At 60.7% G+C, this 24,843-nt stretch carries 23 protein-coding genes; 10 read left to right on the forward strand and 13 right to left on the reverse strand.

Annotated elements, in window-relative coordinates:
- On the forward strand, positions 1-222 hold a 222-nt coding region (locus HB376_RS38915; protein WP_213769008.1), incomplete at its 5' end, for a hypothetical protein.
- A 227-nt stretch (positions 223-449) separates the two neighbouring features.
- Complete coding sequence (gene pmbA / locus HB376_RS38920; RefSeq protein ID WP_213769009.1) at positions 450-1,820, forward strand: metalloprotease PmbA; 1,371 nt, start codon at positions 450-452, stop codon at positions 1,818-1,820.
- Positions 1,821-1,938: 118 nt separating this feature from the next.
- Here pmbA and HB376_RS38925 read toward each other — a convergent pair whose 3' ends face one another.
- The 3 genes from HB376_RS38925 to HB376_RS38935 all read right to left on the reverse strand — a co-directional run bounded on the left by HB376_RS38925 (position 1,939) and on the right by HB376_RS38935 (position 4,953).
- Positions 1,939-2,439: a dihydrofolate reductase gene (locus HB376_RS38925; protein WP_213769010.1), complete on the reverse strand. Its 501-nt coding sequence runs from the start codon at positions 2,437-2,439 to the stop codon at positions 1,939-1,941.
- 125 nt (positions 2,440-2,564) lie between these two features.
- On the reverse strand, positions 2,565-3,968 hold the full coding sequence (locus HB376_RS38930) for a sigma-54 dependent transcriptional regulator (RefSeq protein WP_255631843.1): 1,404 nt from the start codon (positions 3,966-3,968) through the stop codon (positions 2,565-2,567).
- 454 nt (positions 3,969-4,422) lie between these two features.
- Entirely contained in the window at positions 4,423-4,953 is a 531-nt protein-coding gene (locus tag HB376_RS38935) for a hypothetical protein (protein WP_213769011.1), read from the reverse strand.
- Positions 4,954-5,468: 515 nt separating this feature from the next.
- Here HB376_RS38935 and HB376_RS38940 point away from each other — a divergent pair.
- Positions 5,469-6,845, forward strand: coding sequence for a sigma-54 dependent transcriptional regulator (locus HB376_RS38940; RefSeq protein WP_158940049.1), 1,377 nt, complete (start codon positions 5,469-5,471; stop codon positions 6,843-6,845).
- A gap of 291 nt (positions 6,846-7,136) precedes the next feature.
- Positions 7,137-7,970 (forward strand): thymidylate synthase, encoded by an 834-nt coding sequence (locus HB376_RS38945; RefSeq protein WP_213769012.1) that lies wholly within the window; start codon positions 7,137-7,139, stop codon positions 7,968-7,970.
- Between the two features lie 64 nt (positions 7,971-8,034).
- Here the strand turns inward: HB376_RS38945 and HB376_RS38950 are convergent, their stop codons facing one another.
- Together HB376_RS38950 and HB376_RS38955 are read right to left on the reverse strand one after the other, a co-directional pair.
- Positions 8,035-8,265, reverse strand: a complete 231-nt coding sequence (locus HB376_RS38950; RefSeq protein WP_213769013.1) for an alkyl sulfatase C-terminal domain-containing protein — start codon at positions 8,263-8,265, stop codon at positions 8,035-8,037.
- A gap of 27 nt (positions 8,266-8,292) precedes the next feature.
- The gene (locus HB376_RS38955) at positions 8,293-9,060 is read right to left on the reverse strand and encodes a helix-turn-helix transcriptional regulator (RefSeq protein ID WP_213769014.1); all 768 of its coding nucleotides are present in this window, start codon (positions 9,058-9,060) and stop codon (positions 8,293-8,295) included.
- 160 nt (positions 9,061-9,220) lie between these two features.
- Between HB376_RS38955 and HB376_RS38960 the strand changes: the two genes are divergently transcribed.
- The 3 genes from HB376_RS38960 to HB376_RS38970 all read left to right on the forward strand — a co-directional run bounded on the left by HB376_RS38960 (position 9,221) and on the right by HB376_RS38970 (position 11,888).
- Entirely contained in the window at positions 9,221-9,364 is a 144-nt protein-coding gene (locus HB376_RS38960; RefSeq protein WP_213769015.1) for a hypothetical protein, read from the forward strand.
- 141 nt (positions 9,365-9,505) lie between these two features.
- Entirely contained in the window at positions 9,506-10,015 is a 510-nt protein-coding gene (locus tag HB376_RS38965) for an acyl-CoA thioesterase (protein WP_213769029.1), read from the forward strand.
- A 319-nt stretch (positions 10,016-10,334) separates the two neighbouring features.
- Positions 10,335-11,888 (forward strand): class I SAM-dependent methyltransferase, encoded by a 1,554-nt coding sequence (locus HB376_RS38970; protein ID WP_213769016.1) that lies wholly within the window; start codon positions 10,335-10,337, stop codon positions 11,886-11,888.
- A 62-nt stretch (positions 11,889-11,950) separates the two neighbouring features.
- Here HB376_RS38970 and fumC read toward each other — a convergent pair whose 3' ends face one another.
- The 4 genes from fumC to HB376_RS38990 all read right to left on the reverse strand — a co-directional run bounded on the left by fumC (position 11,951) and on the right by HB376_RS38990 (position 17,657).
- Positions 11,951-13,345, reverse strand: coding sequence for a class II fumarate hydratase (fumC, locus tag HB376_RS38975; RefSeq protein ID WP_213769017.1), 1,395 nt, complete (start codon positions 13,343-13,345; stop codon positions 11,951-11,953).
- A gap of 76 nt (positions 13,346-13,421) precedes the next feature.
- Positions 13,422-15,164 carry a phospholipase D family protein gene (locus HB376_RS38980; protein ID WP_213769018.1) on the reverse strand — a complete coding sequence of 581 codons (1,743 nt, stop codon included), beginning with the start codon at positions 15,162-15,164 and terminating at the stop codon, positions 13,422-13,424.
- Between the two features lie 496 nt (positions 15,165-15,660).
- On the reverse strand, positions 15,661-17,085 hold the full coding sequence (locus tag HB376_RS38985; protein ID WP_213769019.1) for an MATE family efflux transporter: 1,425 nt from the start codon (positions 17,083-17,085) through the stop codon (positions 15,661-15,663).
- A gap of 350 nt (positions 17,086-17,435) precedes the next feature.
- Complete coding sequence (locus HB376_RS38990; RefSeq protein WP_213769020.1) at positions 17,436-17,657, reverse strand: RNA-binding S4 domain-containing protein; 222 nt, start codon at positions 17,655-17,657, stop codon at positions 17,436-17,438.
- A gap of 369 nt (positions 17,658-18,026) precedes the next feature.
- Here HB376_RS38990 and HB376_RS38995 point away from each other — a divergent pair, with 369 nt between their 5' ends.
- From HB376_RS38995 to HB376_RS39005, 3 genes are all read left to right on the forward strand, one after another.
- On the forward strand, positions 18,027-18,428 hold the full coding sequence (locus tag HB376_RS38995) for a hypothetical protein (RefSeq protein ID WP_213769021.1): 402 nt from the start codon (positions 18,027-18,029) through the stop codon (positions 18,426-18,428).
- 61 nt (positions 18,429-18,489) lie between these two features.
- Positions 18,490-18,750 (forward strand): hypothetical protein, encoded by a 261-nt coding sequence (locus HB376_RS39000; RefSeq protein WP_213769022.1) that lies wholly within the window; start codon positions 18,490-18,492, stop codon positions 18,748-18,750.
- A 221-nt stretch (positions 18,751-18,971) separates the two neighbouring features.
- Positions 18,972-21,050, forward strand: a complete 2,079-nt coding sequence (locus HB376_RS39005) for an ATP-dependent helicase (RefSeq protein ID WP_346730664.1) — start codon at positions 18,972-18,974, stop codon at positions 21,048-21,050.
- 6 nt (positions 21,051-21,056) lie between these two features.
- Here the strand turns inward: HB376_RS39005 and HB376_RS39010 are convergent, their stop codons facing one another.
- From HB376_RS39010 to HB376_RS39025, 4 genes are all read right to left on the reverse strand, one after another.
- Complete coding sequence (locus HB376_RS39010; RefSeq protein ID WP_213769024.1) at positions 21,057-21,821, reverse strand: DUF4088 family protein; 765 nt, start codon at positions 21,819-21,821, stop codon at positions 21,057-21,059.
- 169 nt (positions 21,822-21,990) lie between these two features.
- Positions 21,991-22,464, reverse strand: coding sequence for a CreA family protein (locus HB376_RS39015; RefSeq protein WP_213769025.1), 474 nt, complete (start codon positions 22,462-22,464; stop codon positions 21,991-21,993).
- Positions 22,465-22,799: 335 nt separating this feature from the next.
- Positions 22,800-23,861: an aldose epimerase family protein gene (locus HB376_RS39020; RefSeq protein WP_213769026.1), complete on the reverse strand. Its 1,062-nt coding sequence runs from the start codon at positions 23,859-23,861 to the stop codon at positions 22,800-22,802.
- The gene (locus tag HB376_RS39025; RefSeq protein WP_213769027.1) at positions 23,858-24,643 is read right to left on the reverse strand and encodes a FadR/GntR family transcriptional regulator; all 786 of its coding nucleotides are present in this window, start codon (positions 24,641-24,643) and stop codon (positions 23,858-23,860) included. The genes HB376_RS39020 and HB376_RS39025 overlap by 4 nt, the downstream gene beginning before the upstream one ends.
- Between the last annotated feature and the right edge of the window lie 200 nt (positions 24,644-24,843).

Raw genomic sequence — 24,843 nt, forward strand, 5'->3', positions numbered from 1 at the left:
AATGACGTGCCGCCACGCACAGTGGCTAACAGTGATAAAGAGAAAATCCGACTCTCGCAAACCACCACGGCCGAAAGCACCAACCCAGCACTGACCCCGACCGCCAACCCCGGAACCTGGCACCCCGGCACTAACCCCAACCGCTACGCCATGAACCTGGCACTTGGGCACGCCCCCCCGACCGCAACCCCCCCGACCGCAACCCCCGACCGTAAACCCTGACCCTAACGCCCTAACACCCAAACCTAGCCCACCCAGAACCCCGAGTGCGAACGGAACCCCCTCCCCGGTGAAACCAAACCCCCGCCGGACTTGCTATGATCGTGCGATAGTCGAAAACCGGTCACACAGCGGCATTCAAGCGCACAGCGGGCGCTAACCGCCCGTCGCCACGACGACCAACAACGCGAACACGCTCGACACGTCGAGCACCCACAGGCAGACATAAAATGGCAGCAGATATGGACGTCAGGCAACGCTTTTTCCCGCACACCCAGGACGAGCTGAAGGAAATCGCGTCCGACATCCTGCGGCATGCAAAGGAACTCGGCGCCACCGACTCCGCCACCGAGATCTCCGAAGGCGACGGCCTCTCGGTCAGCGTGCGCCGCGGCGAAGTCGAAACCATCGAGCACAATCGCGACAAAATGGTCGGCGTGACGGTGTTTATCGGGAATAAACGCGGTAACGCCAGTACCTCGGACTTCACGCGCGCAGCGCTGAAAGACACGGTCGCCGCCGCCTACAACATCGCGCGCTTCACAGCCGAAGACAGCGCCGCGGGCCTCGCCGAAGAAGAACTGCTCGAAAAGGCCCCGCAGGACCTCGATCTCTACCACCCGTGGGATATCGACGCCGAAGAAGCCGCCGATCTCGCCCGTCGGGCAGAAGACGCCGCCTTCGCAGTCGATAAACGCATCCAGAACTCCGAAGGCGCAAGCGTCTCGGCGCAGCACTCGCAGTTCGTGCTGGCTACATCGCGCGGGTTCATGGGCGGTTACCCGTTCTCCCGTCACTACGTGGCGTGTGCCCCAATCGCAGGTTCCGGCCGCGACATGCAACGCGATGACTGGTACACATCGAAACGCAACGCCGCCGATCTCGCCGAACCGGAAGCCATCGGCCGGTACGCCGCGCATCGCGCGCTCGCCCGCATGGGCGCTCGCGGGCTCGATACGCGCAAATGCCGCGTGATGTTCGAGGCACCGCTGGCCGCCGGCATCCTGGGTGCGTTCGTGCAGGCGGTCAGCGGCGGTGCGCTGTATAGAAAGACCACATTCCTAGTCGATAGCCTCGGCAAACCGGTGTTCGCACCGCACATCCAGGTGCTGGAAGATCCGCACGTGAGGGGCGGCATGGGCAGTGCGCCTTTCGACGAAGAAGGCGTGCGCACGCAACGCCGCAACGTCGTGGAAGACGGCGTGGTGCAAGGCTATTTCCTGTCGACGTATTCGGCTCGCAAGCTGGGTATGAAAACAACGGGCAATGCAGGCGGTTCGCATAACCTGTCGCTGCGCAGTTCGTTGACCAAACCCGGCGATGACTTCGAGGAAATGCTCAAGAAGCTCGGCACGGGCCTGCTGCTGACGGAACTGATGGGGCAGGGCGTGAACTACGTCACCGGCGATTATTCGCGCGGCGCATCCGGCTTCTGGGTGGAGAACGGCAAGATCCAGTATCCGGTTGAAGAGATCACTGTCGCGAGCACGCTGCAGGAGATGTTCCGGCACATCGAGGCTATCGGTGCGGATACGGTCGTGCGCGGCAACAAGGAAATTGGCTCCGTGCTGATCGAGAAGATGACGATCGCGGGGCAGTAAGAGAATCGCGGAAGAGAAAAAGCCCGGAACGGCGCTGACCGTTCCGGGCTTTTTCAATGGAAAAGTGCAAAGCGTGATGGGCTAACCCGCTAGCCGATCAAAAACCCGAAATCTGAAGCTACGCCGTGCGGCGCTCGTAAACCACGAACGAATAGTCGAAATCGTTCGGCGCCGCCGCGTGATGCGTCTCCCGCGAAACCTCTTTCCAGACGGCTGCATCGGGCGGGTCAATGGAAATGTCCCCGGGAAAATCGGCATCGATCTCGGTCAAAATCAGCTTGTGCGCGAGCGGCCACCCTTCGCGAAACAACTCCGCGCCACCGATCAGGAACGCTTCGCCGGCGTCGTCCCGTGCGGCCAGTTCCAACGCATCGGCAAGCTGGGTCACCGTATCGCAGCCGTCGAAGCGGCGCTGGGCGTCACGCGACACGACTATATTCCGCCGCCCCGGCAACACCCGTCCAATGGACTCATGCGTCTTGCGTCCCATCACAATGGGCGCGCCCATCGTCGTGCGTTTGAAGAACACGAGGTCTTCGGGCAAGCGCCAGGGCAATTGGTTGTTGCGTCCGATCACGCCGTTGCGCGCGCGGGCGACGATCAAGGTCAGCGTCGTCATGGTGTGGAGATCCGTATCCGGCTTCGAGATAACTCAAGCCGCAGATTCTACCCGACACCCGACACCCGACACCCGACACCCGACACCCGACACCCGACACCCGACACCCGCCGCCGCGAGCCTTCTCACCCCGCGTCGGCGCCATTCACCATCGCCGCGCCGCGCAACCCATGCGCGACCATCAGCCTGTACAACGTCACCCGCGAGATCCCCAATTCCGCCGCCGCCTCGCTGAGCTTGTGCCGATGCCGCAGCAACGTCAGTTCGATCGCGCGCTTCTCGGCGGCATCGCGGGCAGCGGCCAGCGTGGTCGATTCAATGCCCGTGCAGTGACCGAGCCCGAGGTCGTCGGCGGTGATCAGCTTGTTCTCCGCCATCACGATCGCGCGCCGCACGCGGTTGATCATCTCGCGCACGTTGCCGGTCCAGGCGTAGCTGTACATCGCTTCTATCGCCGACGGTGCAAAGCCGATGATCTTGCGCCTGCCGTCGCTCCTGAACTTGTGCAGCACGTGCAGCGCGAGAATCTCGATGTCCTTGCCGCGCGCCCGCAGCGGCGGTTCGTCCACGCGCAGCACGCATAGCCGATGGAATAAATCGGTACGAAACCGGCCACTGGCCATGGCGGCTTCCAGGTCGATGTGGGTCGCGGAAATGACCCGCACGTTAACGGCGATGGGATCATGACCGCCCAGCCGGTCGATCTTGCGTTCCTGCAGGAAACGCAGCAAATGCACCTGGCTGTCGAGCGGCAGGTCGCCGATTTCATCGAGGAAGAGCGTACCGCCATCGGCTTCTTCCACCCGGCCGATCTTGCGCTGGTTCGCGCCCGTGAACGCACCGCGCTCGTAGCCGAACAGTTCGGACTGGATCAGGTGATTACCGATCGCGCCGCAATTGATCGCGACGAACGGGCCCTTGCGGCGCGGCGAGCGTTCGTGGATAGCCACGGCCGTCAATTCCTTGCCGGTCCCCGATTCGCCGGTGATGAACACATTGGCGTCGGTGTTCGCGACCTTGCGGATGGTGCGAAAGAGCTGCTGCATGGCCTCGCAGGTGCCGACCATCTGCCCGTCGCCGAACACGGTCGGGGTATCGGCGAGGTCGATGTCGCCGAGGCTCACCATGCCGTACGCGTGATCGACCAGATAGCCTATTGTCGCGTGTGCGGCCGGGCCTTTCACGAAGTCGAAACAGTAGTGCCGAATCAAGTGACAGACGACCGGGTCTGCGAGGTGGATGTCGTCGGTAAGGGCGATCCAGCCGGCTCGCTGATGACGCAGGGCGGGCTCGAGCACGGCCAGTTCGCGCGCCGAAAAGCTGGTCATATCGACAATACCGGCTACTGGCGTATCAGTTTTAAGCACGCTGGCCTGGGTGGCGAGCGTACCCGCCGATACCTTCCAGCCAAGGCTCTTCAAGTACGTGACCAGCGTCTCATTCGGCGCCTGTGCGATGTAGAGCAGGTTACGGACAGCAGACGCCGCATGGGGCGTCGGGATGATTGGAACGATCGGGAGGCCCTGCATACCGGAGAAACCCGGCGCGGCCAAGGCGCTGGCCGGTACGGTGCTCATTGGCAGCATTGAACCCAGTGCATCTTTACCCGACGCGGGTAGCGAGACGGGGGCGGATTCGAGCACGGGCGATCTCCTTTTTGCAGCGGGCGCAAACGGTGTCCTGGTGGACACGGCGATGCATGCGCTGTCGATTCCATACGACCGTCGAACGGGAGCTGCGTGAAGTCCTGCATAAAGTCCCTGCGTAAAGCCCTGAAGCCCGCAGATGCGTTCCTCGCGTAATTGCGCGGCACGCCCAAGTACCGCGATCACGCGGCCTCGCTGCTCGCCGAGCAATACGTTAAGTGTCCTACCGTCCGGCGTGTCGTTCAAATCCTGTTATCTGCGTTGTTGCGTAGCTGCATCGCGTATCTTGCGATCGTTCTTCAGACGATTTGCTTTACACCGGTTCGCAAATTCCTGGCTACTGCGTCCTCTGGCTGCCCGCGCTCGCGACGTCCCCCGGTGTGACGCGGGTGGCTGCATCGACGGGAACGGGAGCCGGCACCGGCGGCGAGATCTCATCCCAAAGCGTGACGCTGGTTGTGTGCGCGGTGGCCGGTGACTCCTCCGTCGTCGCCGTGACTTTTTCAAGCGTGGTGTCGGCCTGCACCGCAAGCGGCGCCGATGCAATGGGTTGAACCGATGCGGGCTGTTCCCGTTCCATTGCAGGATTAACAATAATGCGCTCGTTCGATGCCGCTTCGCCAGCGTCGGCGCTTCCAATTTTTCTTTCCATAAAAATGGCTGGCGGATTTGGCCGGGTCACGAATGTTTCATATCCGGACATTACGGCCGGGGACGTGGGCTGGATCACGCGATCCTCGTTTGCGGCATTTTGTGCGCAAACGTTGTCGGCTAAGCTGCCCAGTAGAAAACACGCGGCACTAATGACAGCAATCTTATGTGCTGTTGCAGTATTTTCTCGTTTGACGACGCGGCCGGTGCTTTCCATGGCGGTCTCCCTGATTCACTTTCATTTAGCGAAACATATGCCATCGCACGCATTCCGTTGGTGTTATTGAGCGCGCGGCAAGCTAACTGAAAAACTGAATCGGGAAAAAGACAAAAACGTTTCATGATTGAAACGATAGACGGTTAACCGTCATTTTTATCAAAAATTGCGTAAATGCTATCGTCTTATTTAAGCTATTTGCAAACCGCTTATTAAAACCGGGCTTCGTTGTTGAAACGCACAGTGGCCGTGCTTCAGGAGCAATGTGCAGACATTGTTGCGGATATTTGTTTTCGAAGTATTCGCTTTATAGTAGTCTCTCAAAAACAGCATCTGAAACAAAACAGGTTCGCATAGAACCGCGCGACAGCACTCGTCGCTTCCGGGGTTTCACCGTTTGCAGTTTTCCGAATGACCGTTCGCTTGGGGCATGCGAGTCTTCGACGTCTGCAGCGTGGTTGAGGGCAATTACCGGCGCGACCTTTTCAACGACCGTTGACGAAAGGATCAGAACAATGGAAGTCGCTCGGCGGCAACTAATCTACGTGACTCGTGACCCGAGCGCGCCTTTGTGTGCCCGGTTTGAGGAAAGGGGCTGGCATATAGAGGTGGTATCGAACGCGAAGGACGCACGCCGATGGCTTCGTAACGACCTGGCAACCGGTGGCTTGCTGGATCTGTCGAGCAGCTTTGAAGCACACGAACTCGCGGCGCTCGAAGCGTCGCTGACGCTGACCAATGTCGGCTGGGTCGCGGCGACCGTGACAGGTCAACTCGAAGATGCGGCCGTGCGTCGGCTGATTCGCGACTACTGCTTCGACTACGTCACCTTACCTACATCGAATGATCGCGTCGTGGACGCGGTCGGCCATGCCTATGGAATGGTGGCGCTGCACGAGAACGCCTCCAACGATGCGCGCGACGGCCGCGCCGAAGGCGAGATGGTCGGTTCTTGCGACGCCATGCTCGCGTTGTTCCGCTCCATCCGCAAGGTCGCCATGACCGACGCGCCTGTGTTCATCTCGGGCGAATCGGGCACTGGCAAAGAGCTCACCGCAGTCGCCATTCACGAACGTTCGGTCAGGCGCGAGCAGCCGTTCGTCGCCATCAATTGCGGCGCCATTCCCGCGCACCTGTTGCAATCGGAATTGTTCGGTTATGAGCGCGGTGCGTTTACCGGCGCGAATCAACGCAAGATCGGCCGTGTTGAAGCAGCTAACGGCGGCACGCTGTTCCTCGATGAAATCGGTGACTTGCCCCTCGAAAGCCAGGCAAGCCTGTTGCGTTTCCTGCAGGAACGCAAGGTTGAACGGCTTGGCGGACATGGGTCAACGCCGGTGGACGTGCGCATCATTTCGGCCACCCACGTGGATATGCAGACGGCCATGATCGAAGGGCGGTTCCGTGCCGACCTGTATCACCGTCTGTGCGTGCTGCAAATCGATGAACCGCCGCTGCGGGCACGTGGCAAGGACATCGAGTTGCTCGCCAAGCACATGCTGGACCGCTTCAAGAAGGACGCGAGCCGGCGTCTGCGCGGTTTCGCGCCCGATGCCATTGCGGCTATCCACAACTATGGCTGGCCGGGCAATGTGCGCGAGCTGATCAATCGCGTGCGCCGCGCTATCGTGATGTCGGAAGGGCGCCAGATCAGTGCGCGTGATCTTGAGCTCGGCGAATACGTGGAAGTGGCGCCGGTGTCGCTGGCGCAGGCACGGGAGGCTGCCGAACGGCAGGCTATCGAACTCGCTTTGCTGCGCCATCGCGGACGTCTTGGCGACGCCGCGCAGGAACTTGGCATTTCGCGGGTCACGCTATACCGCCTTCTGAGCGCGCATGGTATGCGGCACATCGAAGTCGATGCACCGACCGAGCACGTCACGCGCGGCTAAGGGCTGCGTTTGATGGTCGCTCGTCGGCCGGCCAAGTCTCTGCTTGATACATTCATGCCCGGGGTTCACTGGAACGCCGCGGATCGCCCGCATTTGTCCCCTGCAAGACGCCTTCGCACCTCGCCCGCCAGCGCTTGGTAAAATCGTGGTTTGGTTTTATCGGCGGCTGCGTTTTCCAGATTTCCCGCGTTTTCCATGGCTGGAGGAATCTGGCGCGAAAGTGCGCGGCGGGCGCGCGGAAATGTTCTGCCAGAATAGCGGCACGTCCTCCTTTTACACACGATCCTCCTCATGATCCAGTACCAAGAACTGCTCAAAGACATTCTCGAACGCGGCGCGCGCAAGATGGACCGGACCGGCACGGGGACGATCAGCACGTTTGGCCGTCAATTGCGTTTCGATCTGGCGGAAGGGTTTCCGATCGTCACGACCAAGCGCATCCACATGAAGAGCGTGGTCTACGAGCTACTGTGGTTCCTGAACGGCGATACGAACATCAAGTATCTGAACGACAACGGCGTGACCATCTGGGACGAATGGGCCGATGAAAACGGCAACCTCGGTCCGGTGTACGGCCATCAATGGCGCTTCTGGCCCAAGAGCGACGGCACGGTCGTCGACCAGGTGAGCGCGCTCGTGCATCAGATCAAGACGCGGCCGAACTCGCGGCGGTTGATGCTGACCGCCTTGAACGTGGCGGATTTCCCGGACGAGTCCATGTCGCCCGTCAATAACGCCCGTGCCGGCAGGATGGCGCTGGCGCCGTGCCATTGCCTCGCGCAGTTCTACGTGAACGAAGGCAAGCTGAGCTGTCTGCTGTATTGCCGCAGCCAGGACGTGTTCCTGGGCACGCCGTTCAATATTGCGAGTTATGCGTTGCTCACGCACATGCTCGCGCAGCAATGCGATCTGGATGTAGGGGAGTTGGTCTGGACCGGCGGCGATTGCCATATCTACCTGAACCATCTGGAGCAGGTGGACCTGCAATTGAGCCGTGAGCCGTATCCGCTGCCGAAGCTCGAACTGGCGAGAAAACCCGCATCCATCTTCGATTACCAATACGAAGACTTCGTGATCGAAGGGTATCAATATCATCCGGGCATCAAGGCGCCGATCGCCGTTTAAAAGAACTTTGCGCGTCCCGGATCTGGTTGATTATCCAAAGCCGGGGGGCGTGCCCTTTAAAACATCAAGGCGTAGTGATGTTGGACATCGGATGTTGAACATCGCCGTCTGCCTTCGGGCCGTTGAGCCGGATGCCCATGTAATCGAGCAGCCAATCAGGGCTCATCGCGGCGATTGCATCAGGCGTCTCCGTGTTGACCCCTTTTACCTTCGGTACGCCGTCGCGCAGTTCGAACGCGCCCATCGGGTAATCATTGCGCCAGGTTGGGTTCTCCGTCTGAATGGCCGTGACCATGTGTGGTGCTATGTCGGTTCCATGCCGCTAGACGCCAGTAAGTACGGCGGCGAAATGCCGCTCGCCGGCGGGCGTGACTCGCAGCACCCGCCGCTTGGCGGTTGTTTCAAGCCAGCCATGTTTTGCGCATGCATCGAGGAACGCTGCGCCTAGCGCACCGCCCAAATGCGGCCGCCGTTCGCTCCAGTCAATGCACGTGCAGGCGAACCGTCTCCGCCGTGCTTTCTGCGCCGCGAGATCAATACCGAGCCGAGAAAATTCATCGATTCCTTGCGGTGTTGCATCGAGCGCGGTGGGGCCGGGCCGCTTCGAGCCGGCCGGCACGCCCTGCACGACTTCCAGCCACTTCGATGTCAGCATGCGGTCGAACAGACGCACAGCCAGTTCACCCGCGAGATGGTCGTAACACGTCCGCGCATAGCGCATGTCGAGCGGCACGGCAGACGCCGGCCGCGGCGCAGGCCGATGCGCCTGCGCCGCTTCCCGCAGCGGCGCGCTGGCTTGCGCCAGATTGGCCAACGCTTCAATCGCCATCGCGATATCGGGTGTTGCAATGCGGTAATACCGGTGCCGTCCGCTCACTTCGAGCGCCAGCAGCCCGCTCTCGACGAGCCGGGCGAAGTGCCCGCTGGCGGCGGATGGCGAGATGCCGGCGATCATCGTGAGTTCGCCGGCAGGCCGGGCGGTGCCGTCCATCAGCGACCACAGCATGGCGGCGCGGCCGGGGTCCGCGAGCAGTGCGCCTATGCGTGATAAACCGGGAAATGGGCGTGCATCGTCGTGATCGAGCGTCATCGCAGCCTCCTTGGATTAGCTCTACTTTAGCGGCTTGGCGCATGCGATGTTTCATCGTAACGTGAAGTATCGATTCAGGGCTGGAACTCATCAGAGCGCTGTGCAAGCCCCGCGCTAGAATGATGTTTCGCGTTGAGTGAAGGTTGTGCAGGGGACTCTCATGATTAAAATTTTGATAGCAACGCTGCTTGTGGCGGCGTGTGCAGGTTGTGCGGGAGCGTCAGGCGGGTCGCCGTCAGCAAGCGGGTCGAGCGGCATCACCATGTACGGGGTGGTCGACGAGGGCGTTTCCGTGCGCAAGTAGCCGCACGAGTGTGCCGGAGTGTGTCCAGGCTCGCCGGAGCAGGGCGGCGAGCGTTTTTTGAGACTCGTATAATTCGGCAACTCCACTTACCGGGCAGGCCCGTCCAGCTTGCCTTATATCTACATGAATACTGCAGCGCCCATCCCTCAATCCAACGATGCCCCGATCACCGATCGGTCCGAAACCACGTTTCGTTTTCTAGCCGAGCCGACTTCCGTCAATTTCGGCGGCAAGGTTCATGGCGGCGCGCTGATGAAGTGGATGGACGAAACGGCTTACGCGTGCGCCGCAGTCTGGTCCGGGCGCTATTGCGTGACGGTCAGCGTGGGCAATATCCGTTTTCGCCGGCCGATCCTGGTGGGCAATCTGGTCGAATTGCGCGCGCGCGTGGTGGCAACGGGGCGCACGAGCATGCATCTGCATATATCGGTGCACGCGGGCGATCCGAAGAGCGGCGTGCTGCAACAGACCACGGATTGCCTGATGGTGTTTGTCGCCGTCGATGAAGAGGGCAAGCCCGTGCCGGTTCCTTCGTTCGTGCCGGTGACGGATGAGCAAAAGCGGTTGGCGAAATATGCGATGGACGTCAAGGACGCGTTGGACGCGATCGTGGAATTGAAGCCGGAAGAAGTGGCGGCCGGGAAGGTTTAAAAGCGAGGAAGGGCGCTGGCGGAAAGATTCGCCGGCGCGGCGTACCTCAGCATAAGTAGGGCATTACTATCAACCAGATGATTAGTATCACTACAAGATATGGATGAACCTTCGCGCCCGCAAGTGGCGCAAAAAAACCGCGCGCAACCGCAGGGCCGACTGCCTCGTGGAGTGGTTGCAAAAAACAAAACAAACAAATAAGACGTTTCTCATTCATGAACCTATGCGTTATCGGCATAGTTCGGCGTGTGCGTAAAGAGCTATTGACGGGCCACACGGGCCGAACACGCAAATACCCAATATGAAATGAGGAAACACCATGAATTGGACTGCGGGATACAACAGTTCTATTGCTTATACCACCAGCTATTGCCACGAGCAGAGTCCGAGCTTCTTAAACGCTTGTCTTGTGATGCAGCGGGTGTCCCCGCTCTCGGTCGACAAATTTTCCTACTGTGAACTGGGCTTCGGCCAGGGCCTGACTTCGCTGATCTTGGCGGCGACTCATCCGAATGGCGATTTCTACGCCTGCGACTTCAACCCATTGCACGTGCTGGCGGCCGAGTCGGTGCGGAATGAAGCCGGCCTGCCGAATCTGACCTTGCTGGAGAACGACTTCGGCGAACTTGCGCAGGGAATGGTCGAGTTGCCACAGTTCGACTACATCACGATGCACGGCATCATCTCGTGGGTAACGGACGAAACCCGCGCACAAATCATGCAATTCCTGAGGCGTTACCTGAAGCCGGGCGGCGTCGTTCAAGTGAGTTACAACGTAATGACGGGTTGTGCGCAAATACTGCCGCTGCAACGCCTGCTGAAGATGGGCGCCAAACAAGGCGGCGATGCATGGACGAACGCATCAGCGCTTGCCAAAAAACTGGCTAGTGCCGACGCGCTGCATTTCAGGCGCAATCCCGATTCATTGACTCGTATCAACGACTTTAACGCGATGGATGAACGCTATCTCGTCCACGAATATTTGCAGGAAACATGGAGGCCGTTCTACTTCGCCGACATCGCGCGCGAAATGTCCGAAGCGAAGCTGACTTTCGCCGGCAGCGCGAGCTTTTCGCACATGTTGCCGGCTGAATGGTTGACCGATGCGCAGCGGGAACTGGTGGATGGCATTCACGATCCGATCGAGGCCGAAGAGCTTCGCGACTATTGCGCGAACCGCGCGTTCCGCCGAGATATTTTCGTGCGCGGAAAAGCGCTGCTTAGCGATAGCCGCCTGCGCGAACAAGCCGAACACATCTATGTGTGGGGCAATATGTCTGTCGCGTACAAACCCGTAGTCGAAGTCGAACACGCTGTCGTGACGCGCGGGGACGAGTTTCATCAATTGCTTTTTGCCCTTCTGCGGCGCTCCGAGATGACACTGGCACAGATCTTCAACGCCCCTGAATTCGCCGGCCTGTCGCTCGATGCCATTCTGAAGCTCGTGCGTCTGTCGATCGCCGTCGGCGAGACATCGGTCCGCTATGGCGCCGCGCAGCCGCGCGAAATGGCCGAGCGGTTAAATGCCGTGCTGCTGTCCAGGGTTGAACGGGGTGAGGTCTGGAACGCACTGGCGTCGCCGCGACTCGGTGGCGGTGCGGGCGTCGGCACGCTGGACCAGTTGCTGCTCGCGTCGCTTCATGAGAAGACTGATCGAACGAAGGCGCTCACCAGGGATGCAAGTGAACTGGTTGCGCGCATCAAGCGGTCATTGGCTGCAACGGGCCTGCGCTTGCGGATTGCCAACGCGCAGGTGCCGGACGAACAGATCGAGACTCGCGTGGGCCATATTCTTGCCGACTCCGGCAAGAAGCTCATTGCCCATTCGGAAGAACTGGGCTTTTGGATTTCGCAGAAAACAGCAGGGCGATAAATAGAGACAGCGGTTGATAAAGGGTGAACTCATCAACCGCTGCACTTAGCACGCCAACAACGTTACTTCTTCCCCACCATCTCTTCCGGCTTCACCCACTCGTCGAATTCGGCTTCGGTCACAAACCCAAGCGCCAGCGCGGACGCTTTCAGGGTCGTGCCTTCCTTGTGCGCCTTCTTCGCGATCTTCGCGGCCTTGTCATAGCCGATATGCGGATTGAGCGCCGTCACGAGCATCAGCGACTCATTCAGCAAGCTCTCGATCCGCGACTCGTTCGGCTCGATCCCGACCGCGCAGTTGTCGTTGAAACTTTGCGCGCCGTCGGCCAGCAGACGCACCGATTGCAGCACGTTGTGCGCAATCATCGGGCGGAAGACGTTGAGTTCGAAATTGCCGCTCGCCCCGCCGATATTCACCGCCACGTCATTCCCAAATACCTGGCAGCACAGCATGGTGACGGCTTCGGATTGCGTCGGGTTGACCTTGCCCGGCATGATCGAGCTACCCGGCTCGTTTTCCGGAATCGACAACTCGCCAAGCCCGCAACGCGGTCCGCTCGCCAGCCAGCGGATGTCGTTGGTGATCTTCATCAAGCCCGCCGCGATGGTCTTCAGCGCGCCGTGCGCGAACACGAGCGCGTCGGCGGCGGCCATGACTTCGAACTTGTTCGGCGCGGTTTCGAACGGCAAGCCGGTCAGCTTGCCGATCACGCCGGCAACCTTCACCGCAAACTCGGGATGCGCGTTCAACCCCGTGCCGACCGCCGTGCCGCCCAACGCCAGTTGATACAGATGCGGCAAGGTCGATTCAACGTGCCGGATGCCCTGGTCAAGTTGCGCGACATAACCCGAAAACTCTTGCCCAAGCGTAAGCGGCGTTGCGTCCTGCAAATGCGTGCGGCCGATTTTCACGATTGAATCGAATGCCTTCGATTTTTTATCGAGCGTTTCGCGCAAGGTCTTGAGCGACGGCACGAGATGTTTCGTGATCGCGACCGCGGCGGCAATGTGCATCGCGGTCGGGAACACATCGTTCGACGATTGCCCGCGATTCACGTCATCGTTCGGATGCACCTTGCGTTCTTCGCCACGCACGCCGCCCATCAACTCGCTGGCCCGGTTCGCAATCACCTCGTTGAGGTTCATGTTGGTCTGCGTGCCGGAACCCGTTTGCCACACGGCGAGCGGGAATTCATCGGGATGTTTGCCCGCCAGGATTTCGTCGGCAGCCGTGATGATCGCCTGCGCTTTATCGGCGGCGAGCACCTTCAGTTCGGCATTTACTTCCGCCGATGCCCGCTTCACGATCGCGAGCGCATCGATCAGTTCAGGCGATTGTTTCTCGCTCGAAATCTTGAAATTCTGCAGGGAGCGCTGCGTTTGTGCGCCCCAGAGTTTTGCGTTCGGCACGGCGATTTCGCCGAAAGTGTCCTTCTCGAGTCTTACGTCGTCCGTCATGGCTTCATGCTCCTTCGGCTTGCTTCAGGTTCGGGTTTGAATCGGGGTTTGCCTGCACATTTCAGAATCTAAAAATTCAAAGCTGCGAGTCGACGGGCAGCAGCATGAACAGACCCGTCAACACATTGCGGTAAAGGCCCGCTAGCGGGTCGAAATTGTAGGTACGCACCTGACCGTCGTCCTCGGTGGTCCAGATGAGCGGGGAGATCGGCGAACCGGCGTTCTTCAGGCCCGCAAGCACCGCGGGCGAAGCGAGTTCCACACGATACGCCCTCGCCGGCGCAGTGCCGGCATCGAACAATTGCGCGGCTTCGCTCGCGATTTTCTGGTTGTAGATCACCAGCGCGAGTTCCGTGTTGAGCGACGCCGAGCGCGGGTCCAGATTCATCGAGCCAATCACAAGGATACTGCGATCGATCGTATAAGCCTTGGCATGCAGGCTTGCGCGCGATTGCGAGCCGAAGAGCCCGGTGCGCGGCCGGCGGTCGCCCTCTGCCTGCACTGGCTTGAACTCGTATAACTCTACGCCGGCCGTAAGCATCGGCACGCGATACGGGGCGTAGCCCGCCTGGACCGCGACGGCGTCGGTGGCCGCCAGCGAATTGGTCAGCACTTTCACCTTCACGCCGCGCGCCGTGAGGGCGGCAAGCGCCTTCACGCCTGCGTCGTGCGGCACGAAATACGGCGAAATGATCAGCACCTCGCTATGTGCCTGGTTCGCCAGCTCGACCAGGCGCTGCATGGGCGGGCTTTTGTAGTCCTTGTCGGGATGCTCGATCTTCACCGGTGAGTCAGCAACGAACTCCGTGCGCGTCCAGGTCAGGCCCAGCCCATCCTGTGCTATCTGCTGGGCAATCGGCGTAGCGTTGAGCGGCTTGGCGTTCAGCGGATCGGCCTGATCTTTCCAGTGCTGGCGCAGGTCGTCGCGGGTCTTGTCGAGATCGGCGGGATCGAATTTTTGCTTGTTCAGCGCGCGCAGCGGATACGCAATCGAGCTGTTCCAGTAGTCGTCGAAACTCGCCGATATCTTTTGCGTCGCCGGTCCCGCCACGAACACATCGAGGTCGCGAAACTGCAGGGTCGCGCTCGCGCTGAAGTATTCATCGCCGAGATTACGGCCGCCCACGATCGCGATCTGGTTGTCAGCGATCATCGCCTTGTTGTGCATCCGGCGCGTGAAATGATCGACCTTAGTGAACAGGTTGCGCGTGCGTACGCCGAAACTTTGGGTCGCGCTGCCGAACGGATTGAACACGCGGATATCGATGTTGTCATGCGAATTCAGCGCGGCCATGATCTGGTCGATGTCCTTGAAATTCAGGTCATCGACGAGCATGCGCACCTTGACTCCACGATCCGCCGCGTAAAGCGCCGCGCCGAGCAGCAGCTTGCCCGTGTTGTCTTCGTTCGCGATGTAGTACTGCATGTCGAGCGTCTTGGTCGCCGCGCGAGCGAGTGCGATGCGGGCCTGCAGCGCCTCGGTGCCGGTGGGAAGCAGACGCACGCCGGACTCGTCCGGATGACCAGCTTCTTTCGGCAGGAGCGCGGTGCGCAAGGGGGTATCGGCGGTGGCGGAGAGCGCGTGCGTGGCGGGCCGGTCGAACGCGGTCGCGGGCGGACGCGTGGCGCAGGCGGCGAGTGTCAGCGCCGTGAGCGCGGCGGCGGCGAACGCGAGGCCGCGCGACAGCAGTGGCGTGCGGTCTCGCGTTGGGGGGATCGGCTGGGATGAAACCTGTGCGGCTTGCGTCCACCCCGTGCGGCTGCTGGAGTGCCGGCCTTGTGCGGCCCTGGATATTGATGACCGCGTGGATGGCCGCATCGACGACCAACTTGATGACCGGGATAACTGCCTGCTGCATTCCGACACGTCCATTCCTCTTGTTTGCCCGAGCGATTTTTCTGAACTGCTTGCGGTTGTTGCGCGCGCAGTGGCCACGTGTAGCGCCGGATCTCGGGAGTACGCCAAGGATCATGCGCGGTTATTTTATGGGAAATCGGCTACGGACACGGGGGATGGGTCGATTTGCGAAAAAGTGGGGCGGCGGTGAGGTGGTTGCTCGTGGCTTGTCTCAAGGCCAACATTGAGCCGTTGAACGCTGGATTTGAGGCCGCGAGGAATCGCGTGATTGGCGATGCACGGACGAAAAAAAGCCCGCTTCGACGAAGCGGGCCTAATACCCCTGTTACTGGATGAATCTCAAGGAGACGGCTTGATCGTATCTCCACGCCGCTCCGATTCCAACCAACAATGTCTGCTTAACTTATGCAGCGGAAACCGCGGAAACCGTGGCAACCGAAGATCCGTAGCCACTGCTTCAAGCCGTATGCTGGGGCGCCGCCCCGGATTTGCCGGGTTCAACTGCGCCGCGCGTGACCAGACGGCGGCTCATGCGATCGAAGCGAAGGGTCATCAGTACCGCGACGCTCGCTAGTCCCGCAGCCAGGCCCCACCACAAACCTTTCGTGCCGCCGTTGAAGTGAAACGCCAGCATGTAGCCCGTCGGAAAGCCGATGCCCCAATAACCGAGCGCCGCCGCGAGCATGGGGACGCGCGTGTCCTTCAGTCCGCGCAGCACGCCCGACGCGACCGTCTGCATGCCGTCGACAATCTGGAACACCGCCGCCACCCCCAGCAGTGATGCGGCCAGCGCAACGGTCTGGGCGTTCTTCGGGTCATCGAGATGGAGATATAGCCCGACGATCGCGTGCGGCGCCAGCACCAGCACGCAGCCCGACATCGCCATGAACGCCACGCCCAGCGCGATCGCCACGAACCCGGCGTGGCGCGCGGCCAGCGGCTGTCCTGCGCCGATCCAGTAGCCCACGCGCACGTTCGCTGCCTGGCCAATAGCCAGCGGCACCATGAACGCCACCGACGCCACGTTCAGCGCGATCTGGTGCGCGGCGAGCGGCGCTTCGCCGAGCGTGCCGACGGTCATGCCGGTGGCGAGAAACAGGGTGGATTCGACGCCGTAGGTGATCGCGACCGGCCAGCCGATGCCAAACAGTTCGCCCATCAGCGGCAGGCGCGGCCGCGACGCCACCACAAAATGTTTGTAACGCGGCCGCAAATGCAGGAACGCGATCAGCACCAGCGCTGTCGTCCAGACGGTGATCGTGGTCGCGACTGCCGAGCCGAGAAAGCCAAGTTCCGGCAGGCCGTAGGCGCCGTGAATCAGGCCGTAGTTGAGAAAGCCGTTCACGAACACGCCGCCAATCGATACCCACAGCAGCCGCTTCGCCGCACCGATAGCCGGCAGGAACGCGCGCATCATGCCGATCCCGATCAGGCTGCCGGGCGCACCCCAGCGCAGGATCGCGCAATATTCGCCGACGTTCTTGGCCAGCATGGCGGGTTCGTGGAACGCGAGCAGGATCGGTTCGGCGAAGCTCAGCAGCGTGAATGCGGGGATCGCGAGCAGCAGCGACAGCACCAGCCCGGTCCAGTAGATGTTCGGCACGAGGTGATCGTTGTTCGCGCCGCGCGCATGCGACACCGATACGCTCACCGACGTCAGCACGCCTTGCAGCAGCACCACGACCACGAAGAACAGGTTTGCGCCCAGGCCGCCGGCCGCGAGGGAATCGGGGCCGAGCGAGCCGAGCAGGATGGTGTCGGTGACGCCCATCGCCATTTGCGACAGTTGAGAGATGGCGAGCGGCGCGGCGAGCCTGGCGGTATCGACGGCGTGACGGGAAAGGCTTGGCGGCGCGTTCGCGCGGATCATTCTGGATGGCATGGCGGATTATCTGGATACTTTGCTGCACGGCAAAAACCGTGCAAAAACGGCAACGGGCGATGCAGCAAACCGTTACCGGTCCTGCATCGCCCGTTCGTTCCGGCCGCGCTTCAGCTTTTGGGCGTGAAGCTCCGCTTTGAATTTCTGCTATGAATTTCAGCTATGAAACCCGGCTTCGAATCTCAGCTTGGAATCTCGGTTTTGAGGCACGCCAACTTGAAAAGCTGGCTTCAACCGTCAACAAGCTGAAAGCGGCGAAAGGGAACGAAAGCCGTCTAGCTTATTGCTTGATCGCGCTTATGTCGATCACGGCGCGGTATTTAACGTTGTCCAGATCGCGCACAGGTGGATCATTTCGGCTTGAGAACCTTGATCGTGGTGTCTTCGATAACCACGGTCTGGCCCGCGCGGATCTTGCACGTCTTGCGCAACTCGATCTTGCCATTGACCTTCACCTCGCCCTCGGCGACGCGTGCTTTCGCCGAGCCGCCGCTATCGGCCAGGCCCATCAGCTTGAGCAGGTTGTGCAGTTCGACGTAGTCGCCCGTGAGCGTGAATTCGAGGCGCGGCATGTGAGCGTTCTTCGCAGGATGGGGGCGGAAAGGGCGCCCATGATAAACCAGCCGGGCACGCGACGTGCGTCTACAGCACCAACTCCCGGATATCGGGCGTTCGGCTGTTTGCAATATGTCAGGAAGTGAAACCTTCGGTAACAATGACGCGTTTCAGCGAACTCCAGCGTCCGGCGCCGGGTCAGTCAGAGTGATCGGCGCGTTTTTTTGAGCGTTCATGCCGGTCACCAGAAGTGTAGACGGGTATTTGCGGCGCTGTGTTCCAAGCGCGGTGTTTGAGGACACAACACACATCGCGTGGGCGTCACGGCTGGTTGCGATGATTGCAATCGGCCACCCGAATAAAAAACTGCCAGAGAGGAAATGAACATGTCGCAAGTCAGGAAAATGCTGTTGGGTACCGCTTTTGCCGCCATGGGTCTGTCCGCATCCGCGTTTGCTCAGACCGCGCAGCCTTCCGCCGTCGACGCCGGCCAGATGTCCGCGCCGTCCACGCAAACCGCGCCGCCGCCGCAGAATATCGTCGCACCGGCGCCGACTGATCCGCTGGTCGTGAAGCGCAATGCCAACGCGCAGGCTAATGCTGAATACAAGGCGTCGAAGGAGGCATCGAAGCAGGATTTGAAGGCGACAAACAAGGAAGCGAAGGCGCAGTACAAGGAGCAGGTGAGCAACGCGAAGATCAACAAGAAGGCCGACAAGCAGACCGCCAACGACGAACTCAAGGCCACCGAGCCGGACGGTCCGAAGGATACCGGCCTGCAGCACTAAGTTTTTTCAGCGCGATGAATAGAACGCGGCCCCTTAAGCGGGCCGCAGCAAGGAGGAATTCATGACTACGACGACGAAGCGTTTATGCGCTGCGTTACTCGCGGGTGTATTCGCGACCGCCGCGACCGTTTCGGTTGCGCAGACGCAGACCACCGCGGAACCTACGCACGCCGACACGAAAGCAGCGAAGAAGCAGACCAAAGCGGACAAGGATGCGAATGTAGCGCAGGCCAAGGCGGACAAGAAAAAGACGGAAGCGCAGTCAAAGGCAGATCAAGCCGCCGCCGATGCAAACCTGAAAAACGCGAAGAAAGCAGACTGATTCGCGACAAGTTTCGCTGTAGGGAAGTGACGATGACCCGGTGCGCGCAAGCGCACCGGGTCATTTATTTTATAGGGCCAAAAGCCTGCTGCATCAGTCGCTTGCGTGGAAGAGTTGTATGGATATACAGTGTGCGTCACCCTTTTTTAAAGCCACACGACGTGCTCACGCTCAATTCCGCCACCGACGACGATCTCGCGCCCAAGCCGGCGCGGGAAGACATCGCGTCGTACCTGACCAAACTGAATGACGCGCAGCGCGAGGCGGTCGAGTACGGCACGCAGGCGTCGAACGCGGGCGACCCGGCCGGCGCGCTGCTGGTGATCGCGGGGGCGGGATCGGGCAAGACGAATACGCTGGCGCATCGCGTGGCACATTTGCTGGTGAAGGGCGCGGACCCGCACAGGATCCTCCTGCTGACGTTTTCGCGGCGCGCAGCCAGCGAGATGACCCGGCGCGTGACGCGTATCGCCGTGAACGCTTTGGGTAATCGCAGCGTGATCGCGCAAGGCCTTACGTGGTCAGGGACCTTTCATAGCGTGGGCGCGCGTTTGTTACGCGATTACGCGGATCTCGTGGGGTTATCGCCGTCGTTTACCATCAACGACCGCGAGGATTCCGCCGATCTCATGAACCTCGTGCGGCATGAACTCGGGTTATCGGCGAAAGAAAAGCGCTTTCCGGCCAAATCCACGTGCTTCGCCATCTACTCGCGCGTGGTCAACACCGGCGTGTCGCTTGCCACCGTGCTCGACCAGGCGTTCCCGTGGTGTCGCGAATGGGAAGACGACCTGCGCCGGTTGTTCGCCGCGTACGTCAACGCGAAGCAGCAGCAAAGCGTGCTCGACTACGACGACTTGTTGTTGTACTGGTCGCATCTTGCCGCCGAGCCGTCCATTGCCGCGGATCTGTCGAGCCGTTTCGATCACGTGCTCGTCGATGAATACCAGGACACGAACAAGCTACAGGCGTCCATCCTGCTTTCGATGAAACCCGACGGCCGCGGCCTGACGGTAGTCGGCGACGACGCCCAGTCCATCTATTCGTTTCGCGGCGCGACGGTGCGCAATATCCTCGACTTCCCGAATCACTTCAATCCGCCCGCGAAATGCGTGACGCTGGAGCGTAATTACCGTTCGACACAGCCCATTCTCGCGGCATCGAATGCGGTGATCGGTCTCGCCGCCGAGCGTTATACGAAGAACTTGTGGACCGACAAGGCATCGGCGCAACGGCCGCGCCTTGTCTCGGTGGCCGATGAAGCCGATCAGGCGCGTTATGTCGTCGAGCAGGTGCTGGAGGCGCGTGAAGGCGGTATGACGCTCAAGCAGCAAGCGGTGCTGTTTCGCGCCGCGCATCATAGCGCCGCGCTCGAAATCGAACTCACGCGGCGCAACATTCCGTTCGTGAAGTTCGGCGGCCTGAAATTCCTCGACTCCGTTCACGTCAAGGACGTGCTGGCGGTATTGCGCTGGGGCGAGAACCCGCGGGACCGCGTGGCCGGGTTTCGCGTGCTGCAGTTGCTGCCGGGGGTTGGGCCTGCCATCGCCGGCCGTGCACTCGATCAGGTGGCGGAGCGCGGCGAGACGCCGGCCGCGTTGGCCGCATTCGCCGCGCCGTTGCGCGCGAGCGAGGACTGGCCGGTGCTCGTCGCGATGATGTCGAAGGTGTGCGCGCGCGAAAGCGGCTGGCCCGCTGAATTCGAGATGATCCGGCGCTGGTACGAACCGCATCTGGAGCGCAATCACGAAGACGCGTCAATTCGTCATGGCGACGTGTTGCAGATGGAAAGCATCGCGTCCACTTATCCCACGCGCGAGCGTTTTCTCACCGAACTGACGCTCGATCCGCCCGATGCCACCAGCGACGAATCGGGTGTGCCGCTCATCGATGAGGATTATCTGATTCTCTCGACCATCCATTCGGCCAAGGGCCAGGAGTGGAAGAACGTGTTCGTGCTCAATGGTGTGGATGGCTGCATTCCATCCGATATGGGCACGGGCAGCGACGAGGACATCGATGAAGAACGGCGGCTGTTATACGTCGCCATGACGCGTGCGAAAGAGGACTTGCACATTGTCACGCCGCAGCGTTTCTACGTGCACAACCAGACGCATATGGGTGACCGGCATATCTGGGCGGCGCGTACGCGTTTCATTCCCGCGCATCTGATGCCGCAGTTCGAAGCGTGCGCGTGGCCGCCGGTTCCTGAGCCCAGCGCGCCGACGGCGGCGGGGCTAGCCGCTGCGGCGAAGGCGAAAGTCGATATCGCCGCGCGGCTCAAGAAGATGTGGGAATGAAGCGGCTCAACGTTCCGCGCGCGAAGGCTTCGGCATTTTGCGCTCGGGCGTAAAGATCGTACGCAGCCAGTTGCCGAAGCGGGTGAAACCGTCGTACGGCTCTTCAATAAAAATCTCCGGCTTGATCATGCGTAACTGCTCGAGCACTTGCTGCGCTTCCTGCTTTGAAATCGAGCCATGAAACATGCCGAGGCGCAGCAGGCAGCGCAGTTCACCGAGCTTCTCGCGCGACGTCGATCCGACACTGTGTTCGGTCGCAATCTTGGTTTCGTACACGCGTTGACGCAGTGAATCGGCGAGACGCCATGCGGGCGTCTGCATTTTCATCTCCAGCTCTTGAATGTCCGACGCTGCCGCTTTGATCTGGGACGCGAGCGTGTCGATCTGTGCCGGGTCGCCGTTCGCTTCGGTCACGATAGCCGTGGCCCACGCGCGTGATGCCTTCACCAGATCGTCCGGTTTCCAGTCCGAGCGCACCGCGAAGCCGAAACCGTGTTCAGCGGCTTGACGCATCATCATTTCGACGACGTCCGGGAATTCCTTGTCGAGCGCACGTTTCGCCCATGCGTACTGACCGTTCTGCAGCATTCGCTGGACGGCCAGTTCGGTGAGCGGCGTGGGGTTGTCGAGCAGTTTTGCCCGCAGGAAATCCTCGAACGTAGGCGTGACGAATTGCGGGTCGAACTTGAGCGATAGACGAATCAACGTCTCGAAGTCGCGGCGTAGCGCCGCGATCGTTTCGTCTTTAAATGAAAGGGTGATCTGACCCATGATGTTTCCCGGTTCCCGATCCCGTTGGCCGGGTTGAGCCGGCGCGGGAAGACAGTCGCCGTCGCCATGAGGGCGACGGCCGTTCGTCTTTATATCGGCGCGGGGAGGGGAAAACTTTAGGCCAGCTTTCAACTGTCAGGTCAAAGGCCGGCCAAGCGGCGCTCCCGTCTTATTTGACGGGAATTGTCGTACCGGCGGGCATGGGTACCGCTGTCACGCTGTTCTTCGCGCTCCCGGTCGTAATCCGGTCGCTGTATGTCAGATAAACCAGCGTATTACGCTTGGCATCGACAATACGCACCACGTGCAACGTCTTGAAAATGAACGACATACGTTCCGAGAATACATCGGATTTCTGCTTGAGTGGCGCATCGATCCTGATCGGCGCTACCTGGCGGCAAGCTATCGATGCCTCAGACGGGTCTTCGGCTATTCCAAGCGTTCCTTTAACCCCGCCCGTGCGCGCGCGGGAGACGTAACACGTGACGCCCGCGACTGCCGGGTCGTCGTAGGCTTCGACCGAGACGCGATCCGAGCCGGTAAACCGGAAATTCGTGTTGACGCTGGCGATTTCCTCGGCGTGAAGACCGGGAACGGCAAGCAGCGCCGCAAGCGACGCAAGTACGGGGAGAGCGCGTTTCATCGGAATCCTTCGGGGAATGAGGAATTAAAAAAGGCGTCGTATTGTAACGACGCCTTCGTTCAGTCCACGTGAAACCGCATTCCGCGCGTTCGCGTTCAATAGTGTGCGCAATGCGGCGGTCAGTGAAAGATCAGATACAGGATCACCAACACGATCACCGGCACACCAAGCAGCCAACCCAGTAGATAAGGCATTGTCTTCCTCCAGTCGATCTCTGATTCGATGAGTCCAGTATCGATGAGAGGCCGGTCCGCCGATACCCGCGAGCGTCCTATTCGACTGTAGGCGGGTTCCTATCGACGGCATAGTGGGCGGCACGTTTTTTTGCCTCGTTTTTACCTCACGCGCAGGGCGTAGCGCGTGATTTGCCTGTATCGCTCGTTGGGGCGCAACACGACGTCTTCCGCGTCGTCCATATTGATCTGGTTTGGAAATCCGCCCGCTTCCAGGCAGAGCGCGCCGTGTTTCTGATAGGTCACGCCGCGCTTGCCCGGCACGCCTTCAAGACTGTTGCTGGTGTAGAACACCAAGCCGCGTTCGGTGGTGGAGACAATCAGTTCGCGTCCGCTGCCCGGATGATAAACGGCCGCGACACGCCGCATTTCCGGCAGTTCGGTGACCGGCGCTGCGGTGCGCAACACATAACAATGATCGATACCGCCACCCGCCAGCGTGACTTGCTCGTTGTCGCGGGTGTGGAGACGCGGTTCGAGAAGCGCGGCCGTGCGGAAGTCGAACGGGGTATCGGCGACGTCTTCCAGATGGGTCGGAATCGTATGTTTATCGATGGCGAAAAACTGATCGGCGGCGAGCTCGATCTCGTGGTCGTCGATAGTCGTCAAGTCCACGCCCGACAAGTTGAAGTACGCGTGGTTCGTGAGATTGAGCGGCGTGGGGGCGTCCGTGAAGGCATCGTAGGTGATCGTCAGTTCGCCCGCGTCGGTGAACGTGTAGGTCACCTGGACAGTGAGCGTGCCGGGGAAACCGCTGTCGCCAGCGGGCGATTCCAGCGTGAGTATCAATGCGTCCTCGGTATGCCGGGCTTGCCAGAGTTTGTGGCTGAAGCCCTGGAAGCCGCCGTGCAGTGAGTTCGGCGGCTGATTGGCTTCGAGCTGGTACTCCACGCCATCGAGTGAAAAGCGAGCGTTCGCGATGCGGTTCGCCCAGCGTCCGACGATCGCGCCCATGTAGGCAGGACCGGTTGTGTACTCAGAAGGAGTGTCGTGGCCGAGCAGGATATCGGCCAGATGGCCGTCGCGATCCGGCGCGAGCCAGGAGACGAGGGCCGCGCCCAGATTGGTCACCGATACCGCCAAGCCATTGTCATGGCTGAGCGTGTGGAGATCGACGGGCGTGCCGTCCGCGAGATTGCCCCAGTGGGCGCTGGAAATAGTCATGGTGTGGTCTCCGGATTCTGATTTTTTGCGGGATGGCGGGGTGCTTCAGGCTTGGATAAGCGGAGTAAGCGGTCGCGATAAAGCGTGCTGACGTAATCCAGATGCGCCCCTGCAGCTTCGCGGGCGCGTGGTGGATCGCGGGCGAGGATGGCATCGAAGATGGCTTGATGTTGCGCCAGCAAGTTCGCTTCCACGTCGTTGTCGTAGTCGACTAGCCGGTGCGATGTCAGCATTGATTCGCGCACGAGTTCTTGCAGGCCGTGCATCACGTGGGCCAGGGCGAGGTTGTGGGTGGCATCGGCGATAGCGAGATGGAACGCGGCGTCGTGTTCTGCTATGTGGGTGCGTTTTGGTTCGATGGCGGCGGTTTTCAGTGCGTTGAACGCGTCCGTGATGCGCGCCAGATCACTTGGGGTTGCGCGTTCCGCCGCGTAGCCCGTTGCGAGCGACTCGAGGCCGTGACGGAGTTCGAGGACATCGGCGCTGGCGGTTGGATGTTGGCTCAGCAACGCGGCGAGCGGCGCGGAGACGAGCGGTGCGGTGACATCCGATACCACGAAGCCGCTGCGCGCGGCGGCCTGGATAAATCCATCCGATTCCAGCCGGATCAGCGCCTCACGCAGCGATGGGCGCGAGACGTTGAGTTGTTCTGCGAGATCGCGTTCGGCAGGGAGGCGTTGCCCGGGCGTTAGTGCGCCGCTCGTGATCAGCGCCCGGATCTGGTCGGAGACGACATCGGCGATGCGTGTGCGGGTGTAGGAATGGACGGGTTTAAAAGGCATGAAAGGGGATGTTCGTTCGCACTCGGGGTTTGGGGTTGGTCAGGGGGATAGGTCCGGGGGTTGGTCTTGGGGTTAGGGGGCCAGGCTCCTAGGTCAGCGGTCTGAGTTAGTGCCGGGTTGCTGCTTTCGGCGGTAGTGGTCTGCCTGACTCGGATTTTCTCTTTATCACTGTTAGCCACTGTGCGTGGCGGCACGTCATT

It is taken from the genome of Caballeronia sp. dw_19 (assembly GCF_018449515.1).
GTDB lineage: Bacteria > Pseudomonadota > Gammaproteobacteria > Burkholderiales > Burkholderiaceae > Caballeronia.

Bases quoted from the DNA above. Each gene is read 5' to 3' on its own strand.
- pmbA (WP_213769009.1), top strand. From the start codon at position 450: ATGGCAGCAGATATGGACGTCAGGCAACGCTTTTTCCCGCACACCCAG.
- HB376_RS38925 (WP_213769010.1), bottom strand. From the start codon at position 2,439: ATGACGACGCTGACCTTGATCGTCGCCCGCGCGCGCAACGGCGTGATC.
- HB376_RS38930 (WP_255631843.1), bottom strand. From the start codon at position 3,968: ATGCAGGGCCTCCCGATCGTTCCAATCATCCCGACGCCCCATGCGGCG.
- HB376_RS38935 (WP_213769011.1), bottom strand. From the start codon at position 4,953: ATGGAAAGCACCGGCCGCGTCGTCAAACGAGAAAATACTGCAACAGCA.
- HB376_RS38940 (WP_158940049.1), top strand. From the start codon at position 5,469: ATGGAAGTCGCTCGGCGGCAACTAATCTACGTGACTCGTGACCCGAGC.
- HB376_RS38945 (WP_213769012.1), top strand. From the start codon at position 7,137: ATGATCCAGTACCAAGAACTGCTCAAAGACATTCTCGAACGCGGCGCG.
- HB376_RS38950 (WP_213769013.1), bottom strand. From the start codon at position 8,265: ATGGTCACGGCCATTCAGACGGAGAACCCAACCTGGCGCAATGATTAC.
- HB376_RS38955 (WP_213769014.1), bottom strand. From the start codon at position 9,060: ATGACGCTCGATCACGACGATGCACGCCCATTTCCCGGTTTATCACGC.
- HB376_RS38960 (WP_213769015.1), top strand. From the start codon at position 9,221: ATGATTAAAATTTTGATAGCAACGCTGCTTGTGGCGGCGTGTGCAGGT.
- HB376_RS38970 (WP_213769016.1), top strand. From the start codon at position 10,335: ATGAATTGGACTGCGGGATACAACAGTTCTATTGCTTATACCACCAGC.
- fumC (WP_213769017.1), bottom strand. From the start codon at position 13,345: ATGACGGACGACGTAAGACTCGAGAAGGACACTTTCGGCGAAATCGCC.
- HB376_RS38980 (WP_213769018.1), bottom strand. From the start codon at position 15,164: ATGCGGCCATCCACGCGGTCATCAATATCCAGGGCCGCACAAGGCCGG.
- HB376_RS38985 (WP_213769019.1), bottom strand. From the start codon at position 17,085: ATGCCATCCAGAATGATCCGCGCGAACGCGCCGCCAAGCCTTTCCCGT.
- HB376_RS38990 (WP_213769020.1), bottom strand. From the start codon at position 17,657: ATGCCGCGCCTCGAATTCACGCTCACGGGCGACTACGTCGAACTGCAC.
- HB376_RS38995 (WP_213769021.1), top strand. From the start codon at position 18,027: ATGTCGCAAGTCAGGAAAATGCTGTTGGGTACCGCTTTTGCCGCCATG.
- HB376_RS39000 (WP_213769022.1), top strand. From the start codon at position 18,490: ATGACTACGACGACGAAGCGTTTATGCGCTGCGTTACTCGCGGGTGTA.
- HB376_RS39010 (WP_213769024.1), bottom strand. From the start codon at position 21,821: ATGGGTCAGATCACCCTTTCATTTAAAGACGAAACGATCGCGGCGCTA.
- HB376_RS39015 (WP_213769025.1), bottom strand. From the start codon at position 22,464: ATGAAACGCGCTCTCCCCGTACTTGCGTCGCTTGCGGCGCTGCTTGCC.
- HB376_RS39020 (WP_213769026.1), bottom strand. From the start codon at position 23,861: ATGACTATTTCCAGCGCCCACTGGGGCAATCTCGCGGACGGCACGCCC.
- HB376_RS39025 (WP_213769027.1), bottom strand. From the start codon at position 24,643: ATGCCTTTTAAACCCGTCCATTCCTACACCCGCACACGCATCGCCGAT.